Genomic DNA, 18,096 nt, shown 5'->3' on the forward strand with positions numbered 1-18,096 from the left:
TCATTATCTCAGGTCACCCGCAGTGGAAAGGCTTCGACGGGCGTGCCCGCAGCATATCCCTCGCAGTCGCCGGCGATGGCAAGCCATGCATCGGCCATGCGAATATGGTCCAGCGACAGATCGCCAACGCCAAGTGGGAGCCAGGCGGATTTCTCATGTCTGAGCAGTGCGATCTCGGTAATGCCGACTTCCGAGGATATCTTGCGAGCCAGCGGCAGCATGATGCCGACCCTGCCCGTACGGCCTGTCAGACGGTCAAGTATTGGCTGCAACAGCGCGTGATAGACCGCTAAAGCCTGATCCGGCGCGCCGGGCAGCGCTATGATCGGAAGAGCGCCCAGTTTGCCGATCGCCGCAGTGCGGCCGGGCCGAAGGGCAATGCCGTGCGCAATCAATGCACCGCGCATCGTCAGCGCCTCGGCGGTGGCGTCGGAACGACCAAAGCCGGTGCCGCCGACGGTAACAATCAGGTCGCATGAGTGAGCATCCAGCGTATCGGTGATCGACCGTGCATCGCGCGCGGCAGTTTCAACCGAAACGCGTGCTCCCGCCGCCTGCAGCAATTCGGCGATGAACTCCACCGTCAGCAAATTGCCATCGATCGCCGCGACATCGATCAGGCGAACATTCGGCGAACGCACCGCGACCGTCTCAAATCCGGCGGCGCGAGCGGCCAGAAGATCGGCGGCGGACAGGGGGCGGCCGGCGATTGTGGCGGGCCGGCCAGCGGCAATATTCTCGCCGGAACGACGGGTGCCCTCGCCGGGAATCGCATCCGCGAAGGCTTGCGCGATTGGGCCTGCGCAGTCGACCAGATTGGCTTCCAGCACGCAGTCGCAGCCATCGGGAAGCGCATCGCCGGCTTCGGCCCACACCGGGGCACCCATCAAAGGCACCGGCGAATAGGACGATGCGCCGGCAAGATCGAGCGAACGAAGCGCCCAGCCGTCGATCACGGCCCTGTTACGCTTAGGCAGCGGGCTTGCAAGCGCTGCCATTTCAGCGGCAATACGGCCCCGCGCCTGCGCTAGCGGCACGGATGTGCGGGGGGCCGGAACCAAGCCGTCGAGCAGTTCGGCAAGCGCCGATTCGAGGCTGGTCAACGTGCCGTTCGAAAGCTGCGCTCTGCTCATGCCCAATGATGGGCCAGCTGTGATCCGGATTGCAACTGTCATTGACGCAGGTGAAACCGTCGTCCCGCCTCAATGCAGGCACGGTGACCCGACTAAGACGGGTCGCGGCTGGCGTTGGGAAAGAACAATTGCTGTCGGTCGATCTGATAGTTGGCGATCGCTTTCTGCCCTTCCGCAGAAACCAGATAGTCGATGAAGCTCTGGCCGAGGTCGGCTTTCACTGTCGGAAATTTCTTCGGATTGACCAACATGACGCCATATTGGTTAAAGAGCCGCTTGTCGCCCTCAACCTCGATTTCGAGATCGCTGCTATTCTTGAACGAGAGCCACGTGCCACGGTCGGAAAGGACATAGGCGTTCATGGCCCCGGCGGTGTTCAGCGCCGCGCCCATGCCTTGGCCGATGTCGCGATACCACGCGCCCTTGGCCGTATCGATGTCGACGCCCGCTTCCTTCCAGAGCCTCAGTTCGGCGCTATTTGTGCCGGACTTGTCGCCGCGAGAAACGAACGGCGCTTTTTTGATGCGGATTGTGTCGAAGGCGGCGGTGATATCCGTGGTTCCCTTGATGCCGGCCGGATCGCTCTTGGGGCCGATCAGCACGAAATCATTGTACATCACGTCGTAGCGCTTCACGCCAAAGCCCTCTTCGAGGAATTTCAACTCCTGCGCCTTGGCGTGCACGAACACGACGTCAGCATCGCCACGGCGCGCCGTGTCGAGCGCCTGCCCGGTGCCCTGCGCGATGACCTTCACGTCGATGCCGGTTTTGGCCTTGAAGATCGGTAGAAGATAGTCGAACAAGCCTGAATCCTGCGTCGAGGTGGTCGAGGCAACGACGATGGATTTGTCCTGCGCAATTGCGGCGACGCTGCCGAAAGAGAGCAAAGCTAGTGCGGCTAAGGCGGAAAAGAGAGGGCGCAATATGATAACTCCTTGTGTGCCGATCAGATGACGAGATCGCCGCGAATAAACGCGGCAGCCTCGGGGGTCGAAGGACGGTCGAAGAAATCGGCTGCGCCGGCGCGCTCGCAAAGGCGGCCACGAACAAGAAATATCACCTCGCCTGCCAGCCTTCGCACCTGGCCGAGATCATGCGAGGCCATGACGACCTTGATGCCGGATTGCGCCGCCATCAGCACGATCTCTTCGACGCTGCGGGCCGCTGCCGGATCGAGATTGGCGGTAGGTTCGTCGAGCAGCAGCAACTCAGGTTCGCGCGCCAGGGCGCGAGCGAGCGCCACACGCTGCTGTTCGCCGCCTGAAAGTCGTCTGGCTGGGCGATCGGCAAGTTCCAGGAGCCCGACGCGGGCGAGCACTTCTTCCATGCGCGCCTTGCGAAGGCTTCGCGGTAGACCCGCCTGCTTCAGGCCGTAGGTGACGTTGGCTGCGACCGAGCGCCGCAGCATGACCGGACGCTGGAACAGCATGGCCAGGCGGCGGGGACCTACCGCGTCGCGCCCGCTCCAGCTAACTCTACCTTCTGTAGGAGCAACAAGGCCCATGCACAGTCTGAGCAGCGAGGTCTTGCCCGATCCGTTCGGCCCGACAATGAACGTCGGCGCGCCGGGGGTGATCGTAAGGTTCAAGCGATCAAGAATTTTCGTGGCACCGGCGCACAGCGCCACGCTTTGGAACGTGACGGGGAGATCGCTTGACAGGTCTCGCATGGTCAACCCGCCTTTTGCTCGGACCATGCACGGACGGCCCAGGCGGCGGCGTTGATCACAAGGATCAACGCAATGAGGATTAGCCCTAGTCCCATGGCCAGCGGCAGATTTCCCTTCGAAGTTTCAAGCGCGATCGCCGTGGTAATGGTGCGGGTGAAGCCGTCAATGTTGCCGCCGACGATCATCACTGTGCCGACTTCGGCGGCGGCACGACCAAAACCCGCCAAGAGTGCAGTGATGAGACCGAAGCGGCTGTCCCACAATAGCGTCGCTATCCGGCCAGATGGCCCGACATTCATCGCCGTCAGCTCGTCGCAATATTCGCGCCACAGATCCTCGACCGTCTGGCGCGTGAGCGCGGCGATGATCGGTACCACCAGCAGCGCCTGGGCGATGATCATGGCCACCGGCGTGAACAGAATGCCAAGTACGCCAAGCGGCCCCGAACGCGACAGGAGAAGAAACACAGTCAGGCCGACCACGACCGGGGGCAGGCCCATGAAACAGTTCAGCAGCACGATCAGCAAGGTGCGGCCGCGAAAGCGCGTCAGCGCAAGCATGGCCCCGAGCGGCAGCCCGACCACAACCGCGATCGCCACCGCCGACAGGCTGACGGCTAGTGAAAGCCGCACTATCGTGTAAAGCGCGGCGTCACCGGTGATAATCAGCTGCCAAGCGTCGAGACCATCCGGCATTCTCGCCTCCGCGGGCTTTGTCTGCAAAGATTCCCGTTCTGTCAAACATTTGAAACAAACCCAAATTATGCATATAGATGCAGGCATGGATCTCTTGACCACGGCCGAAGCCGCCGACTATCTCCGCCTCGGCGAACGCAAGCTCTATGAACTCGTCGCCGGCAACGCGATCCCCTGCAGCAAGATGACGGGCAAATGGCTGTTTCCTCGTCACGAGCTTGACCGCTGGGTGTTGTCAGGCCTCGGACGGCCGGAAGGAATGATCCCTGCCGAAGCCCCGCCGATCGTCGGCGGCAGCCAGGACGATTTGCTCGAATGGTGCCTACGCCGGTCCGGTTCGGGTCTGGCCTCGCTGAACGAGGGCACCGAGGGTGGCGTCGCCCGACTGCTGCGCGGCGAAATCGCCGCTGCCGCCATTCATTTTCATGGCGCAGGCGATGGCGAAGAGTCGGCCAATGTCGCGGCCGTACGGGCCATGCCGCGTCTGCATGACGCGGTGCTTGTCGCTCTGACGCGCCGAGAGCAGGGGCTTTTACTGGCGCCGGGCAATCCGAAAGGGTTGCAGAGCCTTGGCGACGTCCTGGCCACGAATGCGAAAATTGCCGTCAGGCAGAACGGTGCCGGAGCGCAAATGCTGCTTGACGTTCTATTAGCTCAGTCAGGCGCAGCCCGATCGGATCTGAACCGGCTCGATCCGACCTGCCTGACCGGCCCCGACCTCGCATCCGCCATTCGTGTAGGCGAGGCGGATTGCGGCGTCGCAACGCGGGCGGCGGCGCGTTCCTCCGGCCTCGACTTTGTGCCTTTGCTATGGGAGGATTTTGACTTGCTTATGCGCCAGCGCGTCTATTTTCAGTCACAGCTGCAGGTGTTGCTCCGCTTCCTCGCGAACGGCGACCTGGCAATTCGCGCGGCGGAACTCACCGGCTATGACGTGACGCTGGCAGGGACCATCCGCTTGTCCACCTGACGGGGCACCGGCAGGCATCAGGCTCAGATTCGCTGTCGCGGAAAATAGAATATCTCGTGCGGAGTGGACAGCCTATGACAAACTGGCAAAGCATCGCGTCGAGAACAGGTTGATAAACCAGTTGACGAAATACGTAACACCGCTGCCGCGTGTCGGCCAAATGGACCTCGCCTGTCGTTATGAACCATTTCGATGCGAGCGGAGTGATCGCGGCCGATCCTACTGATTTTGGGCCGAGCGTCGGCCAGATACGGCGCTCCACGCGGCGACGGCCCTGCTCGATGCGATAATTTAGAATCTCAGCAGATCCGAATAGGGTTCCGTAGGGCTGTGCCACAGCGCAGGTAGTCAAGCGGTGCAACACGCCCCTTCGTCTCAGTCTGCAATCCGAGCGACGTTTGGAGCCCCGGCGATTTGGCCATTGCTCACGACGTGCTTTTAGAGATAGAGCCATTTTGAACTGAACCGAGCTGCCGCCGCCAACCCGGAAACGCATATGACGCCGATGCCCCAGCTCCCCGACCACCTTCTCGCCGGCTACCGCAATTTCATGAGCGGACGCTATCTTGCCGAAAGCGGACGCTACCGCTCGCTTGCCTGCCAAGGCCAGGCGCCGGAAACGATGATCGTTGCCTGTTGCGACTCCCGCGCGGCGCCCGAGACGATCTTCGGCGCCGGCCCCGGCGAACTCTTTGTGTTGCGCAATATCGGCAATCTGCTGCCACCCTACGAGCCCGAAGGCGAGTTTGACTCGACCTCGGCCGCGCTCGAATTCGCGGTCCAGAGCCTCAAGGTCAAGAACATTGTGGTCATGGGCCACGGCCGCTGCGGCGGCATCCGCGCCGCGCTTGACACCACCGCGGCACCCCTGTCGCCGGGCGACTTCATCGGCAAATGGATGAGCCTGATCGCGCCGGCCGCCGAAACAGTCTCTTCCAGCACCTTCATGACGGCAACGGAACGCCAGACCGCGCTGGAGCGCATCTCGATCCGCTACTCGCTTGCCAATCTCAGAACCTTCCCGCGCGTCTCGATCCTCGAAGGCAAGGGGCGGCTGGCGGTGCATGGCTGCTGGTTCGACATCTCGGCCGGTGAGCTCTGGGTCATGAACAACGATACCGGCGACTTCGAGCGGCCGGAGATGGGGTGAGGTCCGTGCTACTCCTCGCTTTTCATCGGCGGTTTTCGCCGTCGCCGCACCGCTGTTTTCGCGCCGGCGCGCGCTCATTGATCACTGATGTTCGGCGAGAGCGGCGTCACGACTTTTTGCAATAAAGCTAACTCGACCGAGAGCTTACATGATCTCAAGGAACAGTCGACACCTCGGCAATCTTCCATATTACAGTTTTCGACCCTCGGCATTCCCTGCGCCGCGGGCATTGCACTCTTGTTCTGAGCGCTACACTTCGCTCGTGAATTCGCATAAAGAGTCCCTCAGTTCGCGGCTCGTTATGCTTGAGCTTCGGCGGCCTTTAGGCCGAGTTCGATAGGATCGGGAACCGTCGTCGCGAAAATGTCGAGATAGTTTCGCCGTTTCGTGAGCGATGCTTGGTCCCCTTCCCGGCCACGGGACGCGAGCAGGAGGCCCTGGATCGGTTCGAAGCAGTCTCCCGCGACCGGCGGCGCCGCCGCGCTGATCGTCGAGCCGCTCGTGCTCGGCGCCGGCGGCATGCTGATGTATCCGGCCTGGGTTCTGACCGAATTGAAGAAGATCGCAGAAGCCTCCGGTACGCTGCTGATCGCCGACGAGGTGATGACAGGCTCGGGACGAACCGGAACCATGTTCGCCTGCGAGCAGGCATCGATGTCTCCAGATATCCTTTGCACCTCGGAGGGCTTGACCGGCGGCGTGATCCCTCTGGCGGCCACGCTTGCCACCGACCCCATCTTCCAGGCTCACTTTTCCGAGGACCGAAGGAAGACCTTCTTTGCCTGCGCGGCCGCACTCGCCAATGTCGAAATCTGGCGGGACGAGCCGGTGGCCAAGCGCATTGCGACCTTAGGGGCGAGGCAGCCGCCGGACTTAAACGCTTTCGCGACAACCCTCACTTCACCGACAGCCGGGTGACCGGCACGATCGCAGCGCTCGACCTCCGAACCGGTTCCGCAGGTTATCTGGCCGAGATCGGTCCGAAGCTGCGGACTTTCTTCCTCGAGCGCGGCCTACTCGTGCGCCCGCTCGGCAACGTCCTCTATATCCTGCCGCCCTATTGCATCACCTGCAACGAATTGGACAGGCTCTATGACGCCATCGAGGAGGCCGGCGAACTCTTCGGCGCGAAGCCATGAGCCGATCGTCGCGCCTTCATCGGGTTCGGCCATCATGCGCCGGCGCGCAGGGTCGAGAACCCGGAAATCGAGAACCGTCTCGGGCTCGAACCCGGGTGGATCGAACGGCGCACCGTGATACGGTCACGCTTCTGGGCAACGGACGAAGACACGCTATCGGGCCTGGCCACGCAAGCCGGCGACATGGCGCTGGCGAGCGCCGGCATTGACCGCAGCGACATCGGTCTGCTGTTGCTTGCCACGTCGACGCCCGACCACCTCCTGCCGCCAAGCGCGCCGCTGGTCGCCCATCATCTGGGGCTCGGCCGCGCCGGCGCGATCGATCTGACCGGCGCCTGCGCCGGCTTCATCGCCGATGAAAGCGACGCCGATCAGCGGGATAGAGCGCGCCCGCAGCGCCTCGATCGAAAACAAGGTGTGGTGCCGAGCGTGGTGCCCGCGCACAATATGACCGGCAGCGGCCATTGCGCGGATATGCCAATGAACGTTGTCTGTCGGTTGAGCGGCGCCATCAGTCCGCCAGCACCTTCGATGACAAGCGGACCCGGCAAGGCTGGAAGCGAGAGCTTTGCCGCCTCGATCGCGACGCCGTCGATTTCGGCTGAACGATGCGGCGACAGGGGCTTGCTCAAGCGAGTAGGCTTCCGGCAGCACGCGCCCCGGCGGCCGGCCGGCAAGCCGCGCAACGACCTCGCTGTCGGTCTCGCCGTCGAGGCCCGATTGCACCGGCTTCCAGTAGAAGCCGTCGAGCAGACCGGCGAGCCCCGCCGAAAATACCGTCTTGCCAATTCCGGTATCTGTTCCGGTGACGATGATGCGCTTGTTCATACCGTTGCCAACACTTCTGCGAGCGCCTCGACCATGGCGGAAATGTCGGCTTCATCGACGTTGAGCGTCAGCGAGATGCGCAGGCGCGGCGTGCCCTCGGGCAGGGTAGGCGGACGAATGCCGCGGATATCGAAGCCACGAGCCTGCAGTGCCGCGGCCACCGCCATGGTGCGCCTGTTGTCGCCGACGACAAAGGGCTTGGATCTACGAGTCGCTGGGCTTCAGGCCGCAGCGCTCGGCCAATTGGCGCCCGCGAAGGCAACGCGCTCCTGCAGCTGGACACGGCGCTGGGGCTCAACGGACAGCATGGCAATCGCCTCGCGCGCCGCGACTGCCATCAGCGGCTATGGCGCGGTGGCGTAGATGAATGGCCGGCAACGGTTGACGAGATAATCGCATAGCGTTCGCTACCCGGTGACCAGCGCGCCGGATGCGCCGAGCGCCTTGCCGCATGTGTGGAGTACGACAATGTTGTCGCGCCCTCGATGCGGTGGCCAGTCCCCGGCCGTCCGGCCCCCAGACGCCGGTGGCATTCGCTTCGTCGACGACGATGAATGCTTCATGCCGATCGTCAAGTGCGACGAGGCTCTCCATCGGTGCGCGGTCGCCATCCATGCTGTAGAGACTTCCGACCGCGATCCAGACGCGCCCCATGCCGCCTTCGGTGCGCCGGCGCGTGATCGCATCCTCGACAGCGTTTGACGTCGTTGTGTGCGGCCAGCACGAACTGGGCGCGCCCGGCCTGGGCGCCCTCATGCATGCTGGCATGGGCGAGTTCGTCGAGGACCAGCGGGTCGCCCTTCTGCGGCAGCGCGGCCAGGAGAGCGAAGTTGCTGCCGAAGAACACCGCGTAGTCAGCCCCGAAGAACGCCGCCGCGACTGCCTCCAGTAGTTGCTCATGTTCCGGCGCGTTGCCGCGCAACAGCCGCGACCCGGTGGCGCCAACCGACATCCCCCGCGCAATGGCTGCTGCAACCCGCTTCGCCTAGTCTCCTCGAGGCGGCAAGCCCGAGATAGTCGTTCGGAAAAGTCGAGCCCGGCGCGCGGCGCCAGCGTCCGCAACCGGTCCTTGGGCGCCAGCCCCCTGCAAGGTCGCGTCATAGCGGGCAAGCGGTGCCCGGCTAATTGCGCCTCCCGGTCCTCCGGCTCTTCATGCCGACAATGCCGCCGCAGCAGACCTTGATGCCGGATTGGCGAACCTGTTCGAGCGTTTCGAGCCGGTCGGCAAAGCTGCGCGTGCTGATGATCTCGCTATAGTAGCGTTCCGACGTATCGATGTTGTGGTTGTTATAGTCGAGACCAGCCTGTTTCAGACGAGCGGTTTGCTCGAGATCGAGCATGCCGAGCGTCATGCAGGTCTCCATGCCCAGCGCCTTCACGCCTTCGACCATCGCCACCACTGCATCCATGTCACGCACCTTGGCATTTCGCCAGGCCGCGCCCATGCAATATCGAGTGGCGCCCGCATCACGCGCCTTGGTCGCCTCGGCGATGACGCGCTTGACCTCCATCAGCTTCGACGCCTTCAGACCGGTTTCGTGATGCGCCGACTGGCTGCAATAACCGCAATCCTCCGGGCATCCGCCTGTCTTGATGCTGAGGAGCCGGCTGAGCTGGACCTTGTTGGGATCGAAATTCTCGCGGTGTACGGTTTGCGCGAGGAAGAGGAGATTGTTGAAGGGAGCGTCGTGAACTGCCCGAGCCTTCTCCAGGGTCCACATGCCCGTGTCAGGGGCTTGAGCCTGCGACAATGTCTTCGTTGAACTGGTTGCGTGCATGTCCATCCTGTTCCCTCGGTCCTGCTCTTGCCGCGTCTTTCTTGTGCGCTTGCCGGCGATCGAAACGGCCATCGATCTCCGTCCTTCCGTTCATCCCGCGATCATGAGCTCCGATAGTCGAGACCGATATCCAGGATCGGCGCGCTGTGGGTCAGTCGGCCGATGGAAATCAGATCAACGCCGGTCGCGGCAATCGCACGCGCCGTATCGGATGTGATCGTGCCGGAAGCCTCCGTGATTGCCCGACCGCCGACGATTGCGACGGCACGGCGCAAATGCTCGAGGGACATGTTGTCGAGAAGGACCGCGTCCGGAGCGAAACCGAGGACTTCCTCCAGCTGGGCCAGTGTATCGACCTCGACTTCGATCTTGACCAGATGGCCGGCGCTCGCTCGTGCCCGCTCGAGCGCGGCGCGAATTCCGCCGGCGATTGCGATGTGGTTGTCCTTGATCAGGATGGCGTCGTCGAGGCCGAAGCGGTGATTGCAGCCGCCACCGGCGCGCACGGCGTATTTTTCCAGCGCCCGCAATCCGGGCGTCGTCTTGCGCGTGCAGACGATTTTTGCGCCATGTCCGCGCACCGCAGTGACGATCGATGCGGTTGCCGTGGCGACACCACTCAGATGGCACAGAAAATTGAGTGCCGTCCGTTCTGCTGTGAGAATGGCTCGGGCCGGCCCAACCACGGATGCAATGACTTCCCCATGCGTGACATCGTCGCCGTCTGCCCGCTCAACGGTCAATTCGACGTTCTGGTCGATGAGCCGGAAGGCGAGCATCGCCAGATCAAGCCCAGCGACGACTCCGGTCTGCCGCGCAACCAGCACCGTCGTCACACGATGATTCTTCGGCACGACCGCGTCGGTGGTCACGTCGCCGGCTCTGCCGAGGTCTTCGAGGAGAGCTGACCGGACAAGCGGCTCCAGCATCACCGTGGGAAGTGGTGCGAGCTTCATCATCTGGCCCCCTCAAGCCTCGGAACGTGTGCGAGTTCCCGCGCCACCGCCAGGGCATCGGCGAGGGTAAGCTTGAAACGTCTGGCAACGGCTTCACGATGGGGAAAGTCGGCGCGGTAGTGGGCGCCGCGGCTTTCTTTGCGCGACAAGGCGGCGATCGTCATCATCAACCCGACAGAAGCCGGATCCGATGCCGCGTCATTGGCCTCGGCGAGCGGCAACAAAGCGCGCGCGGTTGCTTTCAAACATTCACCATTGCGGACGATGCCGAGTGCGTTCGACAGGAGAGGGCGCATTGGTATGGGATCGGGCGACGGGTAATCGCGTGCAAGCACAAGCTTTGTCCTGTGCGCAGGCGTACCAGCGACGCTTTCAGCGACCCAGCGCGCGCACACGACGGCCTCGGTCAGGGAGTTGCTGGCGAGCCTGTTGGCGCCATGCAATCCCGTCGAGGCCACCTCGCCACAGGCCCAGAGCCCCTTGACCGAGGTGCGGCCGGACCCGTCCACGGCGACACCACCCATGTGGTAGTGCTGGACGGGGCGAATGGGAATGAGGTCATGAGCCGGATCAATGCCGACATCGCGGCAGGCTGCCGCGATCGTCGGAAACTGTCGCGCGAAGGCCGTGCCGGGTTTTTCCCGCGCATCGAGAAAGACGCTGTGGCCTTTCGAAAGATGTTTCCAGACGGCGCGCGCAACGACATCGCGTGGCGCGAGTGCCGCACCTTGTAAACCTTCGAGGAAGCGGTGGCCGGTTTCATCGACGATCTCAGCGCCTTCGCCGCGAACCGCTTCGCTGATGAGCAGCATGGGACGGTCAGGCCCGTCGAGCGCGGTCGGATGAAACTGGATGAATTACAGATCGGCAAGGACAGCACCCGCGCGGGCTGCAAGTGCCAGGCCCTGCCCGCAACTGCCCAACGGATTGGTGGTGTCGAAAAACAGCCCGCCAATCCCGCCCGTGGCGAGGACCACCCGTCGCGAGCCGAAGAATACCGAACCCATCGAACAGCTTGCCCAGACACCGCGGACCGCATTCTCCTTGACCGCCAGCCGGCGCGCTTCCACGCCTTCGACGACCACAATCGAGGGAGCAGAACGCACGGCTTCGACCAGGGCACGCATGACTTCGCGTCCGCTGCCATCGCCGCCGGCATGAACGATACGACGGCGGCCATGCGCGGCCTCCAATCCGAGGCGCAATGTGCCTTCCGGCTTCCGATCGAAGCGGACCCCAAGGTTCGCTAGGGTCTCAATCGCACTAGGAGCCGCATGGAGGATGCGACTGGCGATTTCCGCGTCGCACAGACCATCCCCGGCGGCGAGCGTATCGGCCAGGTGCAGCGCCGGATAATCATCATCGCCGAGGCTGGCAGCAAGCCCCCCCTGCGCCCATGTGCTTGAAGCGTCGGCTCCAAGCGGCGTCCTGGACAGGACAAGCACCGGTTCGGGCGCCAGGTGAAGTGCGGTCATCAACCCGGCAATGCCGCCGCCGATGATTATAGGCCGGCCAAAGAAGCTGCGGACATCCGCGCTCATACGGCGAGCATCCGCTCGACGGCAAGCCGCGCGCGCCCGGCGATCTCCGGCTCGATGGTTACGACATAGCGGTTCTGCTCGAGCGCGGCGCGGATATTGGCGAGCGTTATCCGCTTCATATGTGGGCACAAATTGCAGGGTCGGATGAACTCGAGTTCCGGATGCTGGAGCGCGACATTGTCGCTCATTGAACATTCCGTCAGCAGCACGACGCGAGGCGGTTTTTGTCGCCCGACATAGTCGGACATGGCAGCGGTCGAGCCGGAAAAATCGGCCTCTGCGACCACATCGGGCGGACATTCAGGATGTGCGAGCACCGTCACACCGGGATGGTCCTCGCGCACCTGGCGAATGTCGGCAGGCGCGAAACGCTCATGCACCTCGCAATGCCCTTTCCAGGCGATGATCCTCACGTCGGTCTGGGTGGCGATATTCTTTGCCAGATATTCGTCCGGCAGCATGATCACCCGGGGAACACCGAGCGACTCGACGACGGCTTTCGCATTGCCCGAGGTGCAGCAGATGTCGGACTCGGCTTTGACCTCGGCCGACGTGTTGACATAGGTGACGACAGGCACGCCGGGATAGCGCTGCCTAAGCAGGCGAATGTCTGCGGCGGTGATCGAGTCGGCCAACGAACAGCCTGCGCGCAAATCAGGAATGAGCACCGTCTTTCGCGGATTGAGAAGCTTCGCCGTCTCGGCCATGAAATGCACGCCGGCGAGAACGATGACGTCGGCTTCGACCGACATCGCCTTGCGGGCAAGCGCCAGGCTGTCGCCGACGATATCGGCGACACAGTGAAAAATCTCCGGCGTCTGATAGTTGTGCGCCAGGATGACGGCGTTTCGCTGCCGCTTGAGGTCGAGAATGGCCTCGATGTCCTCGGCAAAGACCGGCCATTCGATCGGGGGAATTACGCGGCGAACGCGGTCGTACAGCGACGCGCCTGAAGGGAGGATGGCGCTCATGATGCCTCTCCAGTTATAGTCGACAAGAATATAAGACCATATATCCTTTGTGACTATAAGGGTGTCAAGCCCTCGTAAGCGGCAATTTTGTCCCGGCCACCGGCCTCTCATCGAGAATGTCGTGACGGAAGCGGTAGAGCTGCGCCGGTCGGCCGCCGGTCTCAGTGGTCGTTTCGCCGGTTTTCTCCACCAGCTCTTGTTGCTCTATGAGCCGGCGAAAGTTTGGTTTGTTGATAAGCCTGCCGGAGAGTGCTTCCACGGTTCGCTGCAGCTGCAAAAGCGTAAAGAGCGGCGGCATGAGCTCGAACACGACGGGCCGGTATTTGATCTTGGAGCGCAGCCGCGCAATAGCCGTTGCCAGGATGCGGCGGTGATCGGCGATCATCGATTTGCCGGCTACGAGAGTAGGTGCGGCTGAAGGTCTAGCGCGTATCGCTTCCTCCACTAGCGCCGCCTCGTAGAAAAGCTCATAACGCTGCAGCGCGAACTCTTCGTTCCATGACCGGTTGTCGAAGCCGAAGGCAATCGCCGTGCGCCGCCGGCGATCGAGCCGGATGGCGGTGTCCTCAGCGCTATCCGCCCACTCCCTCAGGAGTGGGCGAAGATTTTCCAGCACCGCCGGCGCACGGGAGCGGTGATCCTCCCATGGAAAGTAGTCGTACCAGCTTGCCCAGGATCGCCTGGCCGCGGCGCCCACATCTTCGATCTGCGTAAGCGCGAGGTAGCTGATCGAGATTATGCGCTCCTCCGCGCCAATCCGGTCGCGATCTGCGAAAGTGTAGAGCTGTTCGATATAGCCGAGCGGGTGGCCGGTCTGTTGTTCGACCCATCCCCTGAGGCCCGACTGCAGCGAACGGTGGGCGAGTTCGAACGGGCCTGACGGCAGGGCGTTTGCCTGCGAGATGGTGAGAACGCAAGGGACGCTGTTGTTCACGGCGACGACGACGGCGATCAGGTCCGCCTTGACGTTGTTGCCCTTGCCTCCAGGTCTGCGTTGCCTGGTCGGCTTTTCCTGATGGTCCATGATCCCTAAACTGGCTGGGCTGAGTTCCGCTGCGGCAGCAGCCGAACCGATTTAGATTGGTTTTCTACGATAATCGTCGGTGCGTCAACATCGCGCCCATCGGCACTTTTAGCTCTTCGCCTGCACAAAAATGTGTCAAACGCGACATCCGCGGAGGGTACCGTAAGGGAAGGATCCATGCATTGAGCTCAGCTGCCGCAAGCGAGATGAACACTTTCGGGAAAATACAACCGCGTGTAGGGCGGGGCGATGCCGAGCGCACGGGGCGCGACGCACTTGCGGTTACCGATCCAGGCGCCTCCGCGGTGGTGCGGGAACCAAGCTTCGAGCGCTGGCCTTGCTGTTGACAGAAATCGCGCCGGTGCAGAAGAGGGGTCTGGCGCGCACACGAAAGCTACGCGGCGCTGGGCGCGCAACCTCGCCATCTTCGTGTTGGCGCCGGTCTCGTCGGTGAAGATCAAGCGCCAGGGTCGAGATCGGCTGGCTCTCAAACCTGATTCGCGCCGCTCTGCGATGTCAGGACGACTTGCTCCCCGAAACGTTCAGGCGAGCGTCGTACGAATATGATCCGCGACCCGCAACGCTTGCGCAGCAATCGTCAGCGAGGGATTTACCGCCGCGGAATTGGGAAAAAAGCTGGCGTCGACTACAAACAGATTGCCGTGGTCATGCGAGCGGCAGAAGGTGTCTAGAGAGGAGGTACATGGATCGATGCCCATGCGGACGGTGCCGCACTGATGCCCGGGATTTTCTTCGGTGTATCGCTGAGTGAGAACGATCGGATAGCCGCATTGGCGCAACCGGCCACGGACTACTGCAATCAGCCGCCGCAGGGCCTCAACGTTGGTACGTTGCCAATGGACACTGATCTCGTCGCCATTCACCGTGACCCGGCTTTCGGGATCTGGCAGATCCTCGCTCATTACGAAGCAATCGACCGAGTGCCGCGCGATATAATCGAGCACCCGCCTCGGCACGAATTTGACACTTGACTGCAGCATGTCGCCCGAGATTTTGCCGATCATTTGCCAATTGCCGAGCGGCCGCGTGTCGCCACCTTCGCCGAAGTAGAAATCGTTGCACTGGATGGTCTTTTGATAAACTGCGTCGTTGCGACGCCGGGGATCGATCGCCAGCAGCGCGGCGCCATTGTGGTTCATGAAGTTGCGGCCCACCTGGTCCGAACTGTTCGCGACCCCTCCTGATCGCAGGAGAAGCGCGGCTGAATTGATCGCGCCGGCGCTCAACACCACCAGCTTGGGCATCATCACCTTCAACTCGCCGCCTTGGCGGTAATGCACGGCCTTGACGGTTCTTTGATCGGCGGCAAGTTCGAGCCGCTCGACCCGGGCGCCGGTCATCATGCGGATGTCGGGATCGGCGAGAGCGGCACTCAGCCCGCAACTTTCGGCGTCCATCTTGCCACCCGTGGTATCGGGATAGGCGTCCCACGGGTCCTGGCCACGTGCCAGCCAGGCATCGATGTCGATGCCTAGCGGCAATGACGAAGGATGCAGGCCGTTGGCTGCGAGCTTGCCGCGGAAATACGCGATCGCCGGCTCATCGGGGACCGGCGGATAGTCGTATGGGCGGGAATGAAACGGCTCGGTCGGGTCCTCGCCGAGCGCGCCCCGCACCTTGTAGAGCTGTTCGGCTTTGCAGTACCAGGGCTCGAGCGTCTCGTAAGGGAACGGCCAAGCGGGCGAGATGCCGGCGTAGTGCTGCTTTTCGCCAAAATCCTCGCGGCGATAGCGTACGAGGATGGCGCCGTAGAACTTCGAATTGCCGCCAACGCAATAATAGTGGCTGGGCTGGACATGGCGTCCGCGCGAATCGCGCCAGCGCTCACTGGTGCGAAAGAATTTGTCGATGAAGATGGCACGGGCGTTGCGTGCTTGCGGACTGTCCCGCAGCCGCTCGCCGCGCTCGAGGATCACCACGCTGGCGCCGCTGCCAGCCAGACCGGCGGCCAGTGTCGCGCCGCCGATGCCCGAGCCGATGATGACGATGTCCGGTGTCGCAGTCATGGGCATTCAGGCTCCGAGCACGTTTTGATCATAGTCGATCAGCGCGCCGGTCATCACGCCGGAATCGGGGCTCAACAAGTAGGCGGCAAGGCCGGCGAGTTCCGCCGGCCGAGCGAGACGGCTCATTGGCAGCGATCCGGCAACGCTTTCCTGCCAACCATCGCCGTGACCGTGGAATTTGCGCTGGATCGCGTCGTCGCCGGGCGTATCCATCCAGCCGGCGAGAATGCCATTGCAGCGGATGTGATTGCGGGCAAAGGCGTTGGCGACATTTTTCGTCAAATTGGCGAGCGCCGCTTTCGAACTCGAATAGGGAGTGACCATGGGCCCTCCGCAATGCGCCGCCATCGAGACGATATTGACGATGCTGCCGGATTGCCCGCTCGTGACCAGATGCGCGACGAGCCGTTGCATCAGCAGGAACGGGCCACGCGCATTGGTGTTGAAATGGGCGTCCCACTGATCGAGGCTAGTGTTTAGCAACGTGCTGCGTTCAGCCGTTCCAGCGGCGTTGATGAGCCCGTTGATGCTGCCGAATTCGGCTAGCGCCACATCGACGAGGCGGTAACAGTCATCGGCTACCGAAACGTCGGTACGCACGAAACGGCACTGAGTCCCCAGTTCGGACAGCGCCATTGCCGCCGCGGCTCCGCGCGTGGCGTCGCGGCCGGCGATCACCAAGGCTGGCGCGCCTTCGCACGCCAGTCGCTGGGCGATGGCAAAACCGACACCTTGCGTTCCACCGGTGACGATTGCCCGGACTGTGGAGTTGCGGCGCGATATCACGTCGGTCACAAAAAGGTCCTTGCGTAAGCTGTCAGTATCGGACGTGCCGGGCCTGCTGGGTAGAGATGCACGCGCGGCGTGGTGTCCTCGACAATGGGATTGAAGAAAGAGTTCTAGATCAGTATTTGATGCCGTTCTCCGTGCACAGCTTGCCGAACTCACCGGCACAGAGATCTTTTGGATCGACGAACTTGTCGGCGACGACTGTCGCCGCCATGTTGGCCTTGTCGACCGTCACCAGGTCGAGAAGGATTGAGGGCACCTTGTGGGTCTCGGCATCGTATTCGCCATTGATCAGGTGGGGTCCCGGTGTCTCGCCCGCCCTGATCATCACTGCTACCGCGGCTGCCGCAGCTGCTTCTCGATAGATCGGTTTGTAGACGGTCATGCATTGGTAATCGGCAAGAATGTTCTGCAGAGAGAACAGGATGGCGTCTTGCCCGGTGGTCGGCACAGTGCGCGGCGCGACGCCGGCGTTCTTCAACACCGAGATCACTGACTGTGCCAGCCCGTCGCTGGCGGAGAGGACGGCATTGATCTGCGGATTGGCTTGCAACGCCTGCTGGAACATGGTGAGCCCGACCTGATTGTCCCAGTTGGGTACGCGAACCGCGCCGATTTTTGTGGCAGCTTGGGCGCCATAGAGCGGCTCGAGCACCGAATTGTAGCCGGCTTCGACGAGTGTGGCGTTGTTATCGGTGGGGGAGCCGCCGAGTTCGTAGATATGCGGTGCCTTGACGCCCCAGTCGGCGATGCATTTTACCAGACCTTGCGCCATACGCTCGCCGACGTTCTGGTTGTCGAAGCTGACGTAGAACTTGGCCGAGCCGTTGAGCGTCAGCCGGTCGTAATCGATAACGACCACGCCCTTTGCGTTGGCGTCAGCCTGAATGGCGGCGCCACTGCCGGAATCGAGATTGGTGATGAGCAGCACGCTGGCGCCATCGGTGATGGCCTGCTCGGCCTGGATGCGCTGGGTCTGGGGCATGCCTTGTGCGTTGCTGATGATGTAGTCGTTAGGCGTCAGCCCCATCTGCTTGAAGGCCCGTTCGAAGCCGGGCGCGTCGGCGGTCATCCACCGCGTACTAGAGCGGGTATCGGGCAGCAGCACGGCGATCTTGCCCTTGCCGGCTACCGCCAAGTCCTTCAACTGATTGAGCTTGCTGAAGACGTCCTCCGGTCCGCCGACGGCGAAATCCGTCACTTTCAGGCCCACGGCGGTTTGCGCCAATGACGCAGGTACGCCGAGGCCCAGCACAAGCGAAAGTGCGGCGCCCGAAAGCAGGCTGATTTTAGCCCCACAGGATTTATTCATATTCTCACTCCCATTCCCTTTTACAATTAATTGGATGCGGCATCAAATTATAAGGAGGCTGGCTACTGTCAAGGATGAATCGCCCAAGAGCGAGCGGTTTTCCCATCGGCAATC

General features: G+C 62.5%; 13 protein-coding genes and 6 pseudogenes. 4 read left to right on the forward strand and 15 right to left on the reverse strand.

Translation table 11 applies throughout. The annotated features are described in order from the left end of the window. Window positions 1-8: 8 nt before the first annotated feature. From ASD99_RS07795 to ASD99_RS07810, 4 genes are all read right to left on the reverse strand, one after another. Complete coding sequence (locus ASD99_RS07795; RefSeq protein ID WP_057143194.1) at window positions 9-1,133, reverse strand: molybdopterin-binding protein; 1,125 nt, start codon at window positions 1,131-1,133, stop codon at window positions 9-11. Window positions 1,134-1,225: 92 nt separating this feature from the next. Further along, window positions 1,226-2,062 (reverse strand): substrate-binding domain-containing protein, encoded by an 837-nt coding sequence (locus ASD99_RS07800; protein WP_413813922.1) that lies wholly within the window; start codon window positions 2,060-2,062, stop codon window positions 1,226-1,228. A gap of 17 nt (window positions 2,063-2,079) precedes the next feature. Further along, window positions 2,080-2,802 (reverse strand): energy-coupling factor ABC transporter ATP-binding protein, encoded by a 723-nt coding sequence (locus ASD99_RS07805; protein WP_082583176.1) that lies wholly within the window; start codon window positions 2,800-2,802, stop codon window positions 2,080-2,082. Between the two features lie 2 nt (window positions 2,803-2,804). Continuing rightward, window positions 2,805-3,497, reverse strand: a complete 693-nt coding sequence (locus tag ASD99_RS07810) for an ABC transporter permease (RefSeq protein ID WP_057143197.1) — start codon at window positions 3,495-3,497, stop codon at window positions 2,805-2,807. An 85-nt stretch (window positions 3,498-3,582) separates the two neighbouring features. Between ASD99_RS07810 and ASD99_RS07815 the strand changes: the two genes are divergently transcribed. The 4 genes and pseudogenes from ASD99_RS07815 to ASD99_RS34585 all read left to right on the forward strand — a co-directional run. Beyond that, the gene (locus ASD99_RS07815; protein WP_057143198.1) at window positions 3,583-4,467 is read left to right on the forward strand and encodes a helix-turn-helix transcriptional regulator; all 885 of its coding nucleotides are present in this window, start codon (window positions 3,583-3,585) and stop codon (window positions 4,465-4,467) included. Between the two features lie 505 nt (window positions 4,468-4,972). Further along, window positions 4,973-5,617 carry a carbonic anhydrase gene (locus tag ASD99_RS07820; protein ID WP_057143333.1) on the forward strand — a complete coding sequence of 215 codons (645 nt, stop codon included), beginning with the start codon at window positions 4,973-4,975 and terminating at the stop codon, window positions 5,615-5,617. A gap of 401 nt (window positions 5,618-6,018) precedes the next feature. Beyond that, a pseudogene (locus ASD99_RS07825) lies at window positions 6,019-6,756 on the forward strand (aminotransferase class III-fold pyridoxal phosphate-dependent enzyme); the annotation flags it as partial. Next, window positions 6,753-7,107: pseudogene (locus ASD99_RS34585) on the forward strand (3-oxoacyl-ACP synthase); the annotation flags it as partial. The pseudogenes ASD99_RS07825 and ASD99_RS34585, both read left to right, overlap by 4 nt. Window positions 7,108-7,127: 20 nt before the next feature. Here the strand turns inward: ASD99_RS34585 and bioD (ASD99_RS35100) are convergent. The 11 genes and pseudogenes from bioD (ASD99_RS35100) to ASD99_RS07875 all read right to left on the reverse strand — a co-directional run bounded on the left by bioD (ASD99_RS35100) (window position 7,128) and on the right by ASD99_RS07875 (window position 17,982). Then, a complete protein-coding gene (gene bioD, locus ASD99_RS35100; RefSeq protein ID WP_320410759.1) occupies window positions 7,128-7,442 on the reverse strand; it encodes an ATP-dependent dethiobiotin synthetase BioD in 315 nt (104 codons plus the stop codon). After that, a pseudogene (gene bioD / locus ASD99_RS35105) lies at window positions 7,378-7,584 on the reverse strand (ATP-dependent dethiobiotin synthetase BioD); the annotation flags it as partial. The gene bioD (ASD99_RS35100) and the pseudogene bioD (ASD99_RS35105), both read right to left, overlap by 65 nt. Then, a pseudogene (locus ASD99_RS07835) lies at window positions 7,581-8,710 on the reverse strand (8-amino-7-oxononanoate synthase). The pseudogenes ASD99_RS07835 and bioD (ASD99_RS35105), both read right to left, overlap by 4 nt. A gap of 25 nt (window positions 8,711-8,735) precedes the next feature. After that, a pseudogene (gene bioB, locus ASD99_RS07840) lies at window positions 8,736-9,305 on the reverse strand (biotin synthase BioB); the annotation flags it as partial. A 158-nt stretch (window positions 9,306-9,463) separates the two neighbouring features. Next, entirely contained in the window at window positions 9,464-10,318 is an 855-nt protein-coding gene (nadC, locus tag ASD99_RS07845; RefSeq protein ID WP_057143334.1) for a carboxylating nicotinate-nucleotide diphosphorylase, read from the reverse strand. Continuing rightward, window positions 10,318-11,859, reverse strand: a pseudogene (locus tag ASD99_RS07850) (L-aspartate oxidase). Before ASD99_RS07850 ends, nadC begins: the two are co-directional and overlap by 1 nt. Then, the gene (gene nadA / locus ASD99_RS07855; protein ID WP_057143199.1) at window positions 11,856-12,830 is read right to left on the reverse strand and encodes a quinolinate synthase NadA; all 975 of its coding nucleotides are present in this window, start codon (window positions 12,828-12,830) and stop codon (window positions 11,856-11,858) included. Before nadA ends, ASD99_RS07850 begins: the two are co-directional and overlap by 4 nt. A gap of 64 nt (window positions 12,831-12,894) precedes the next feature. Next, window positions 12,895-13,854: an NUDIX hydrolase gene (locus ASD99_RS07860; protein ID WP_057143200.1), complete on the reverse strand. Its 960-nt coding sequence runs from the start codon at window positions 13,852-13,854 to the stop codon at window positions 12,895-12,897. Window positions 13,855-14,396: 542 nt separating this feature from the next. Next, complete coding sequence (locus ASD99_RS07865) at window positions 14,397-15,881, reverse strand: GMC oxidoreductase (RefSeq protein WP_057143335.1); 1,485 nt, start codon at window positions 15,879-15,881, stop codon at window positions 14,397-14,399. Window positions 15,882-15,887: 6 nt separating this feature from the next. Continuing rightward, entirely contained in the window at window positions 15,888-16,829 is a 942-nt protein-coding gene (locus ASD99_RS07870) for an SDR family oxidoreductase (RefSeq protein WP_244497652.1), read from the reverse strand. Further along, window positions 16,786-17,982, reverse strand: coding sequence for a substrate-binding domain-containing protein (locus tag ASD99_RS07875; protein WP_082583177.1), 1,197 nt, complete (start codon window positions 17,980-17,982; stop codon window positions 16,786-16,788). Before ASD99_RS07875 ends, ASD99_RS07870 begins: the two co-directional genes overlap by 44 nt. Between the last annotated feature and the right edge of the window lie 114 nt (window positions 17,983-18,096).

The sequence above is a fragment of the Mesorhizobium sp. Root695 genome (assembly GCF_001428185.1).
In the GTDB taxonomy this organism is placed as follows: domain Bacteria; phylum Pseudomonadota; class Alphaproteobacteria; order Rhizobiales; family Rhizobiaceae; genus Mesorhizobium.

Coding starts and splice junctions, on each gene's coding strand:
- ASD99_RS07815 (WP_057143198.1), top strand. CDS start 3,583: ATGGATCTCTTGACCACGGCCGAAGCCGCCGACTATCTCCGCCTCGGC.
- ASD99_RS07860 (WP_057143200.1), bottom strand. CDS start 13,854: ATGGACCATCAGGAAAAGCCGACCAGGCAACGCAGACCTGGAGGCAAG.
- ASD99_RS07795 (WP_057143194.1), bottom strand. CDS start 1,133: ATGAGCAGAGCGCAGCTTTCGAACGGCACGTTGACCAGCCTCGAATCG.
- ASD99_RS07820 (WP_057143333.1), top strand. CDS start 4,973: ATGCCCCAGCTCCCCGACCACCTTCTCGCCGGCTACCGCAATTTCATG.
- ASD99_RS07810 (WP_057143197.1), bottom strand. CDS start 3,497: ATGCCGGATGGTCTCGACGCTTGGCAGCTGATTATCACCGGTGACGCC.
- ASD99_RS07875 (WP_082583177.1), bottom strand. CDS start 17,982: ATGAATAAATCCTGTGGGGCTAAAATCAGCCTGCTTTCGGGCGCCGCA.
- nadA (WP_057143199.1), bottom strand. CDS start 12,830: ATGAGCGCCATCCTCCCTTCAGGCGCGTCGCTGTACGACCGCGTTCGC.
- ASD99_RS07865 (WP_057143335.1), bottom strand. CDS start 15,881: ATGACTGCGACACCGGACATCGTCATCATCGGCTCGGGCATCGGCGGC.
- ASD99_RS07805 (WP_082583176.1), bottom strand. CDS start 2,802: ATGCGAGACCTGTCAAGCGATCTCCCCGTCACGTTCCAAAGCGTGGCG.
- nadC (WP_057143334.1), bottom strand. CDS start 10,318: ATGAAGCTCGCACCACTTCCCACGGTGATGCTGGAGCCGCTTGTCCGG.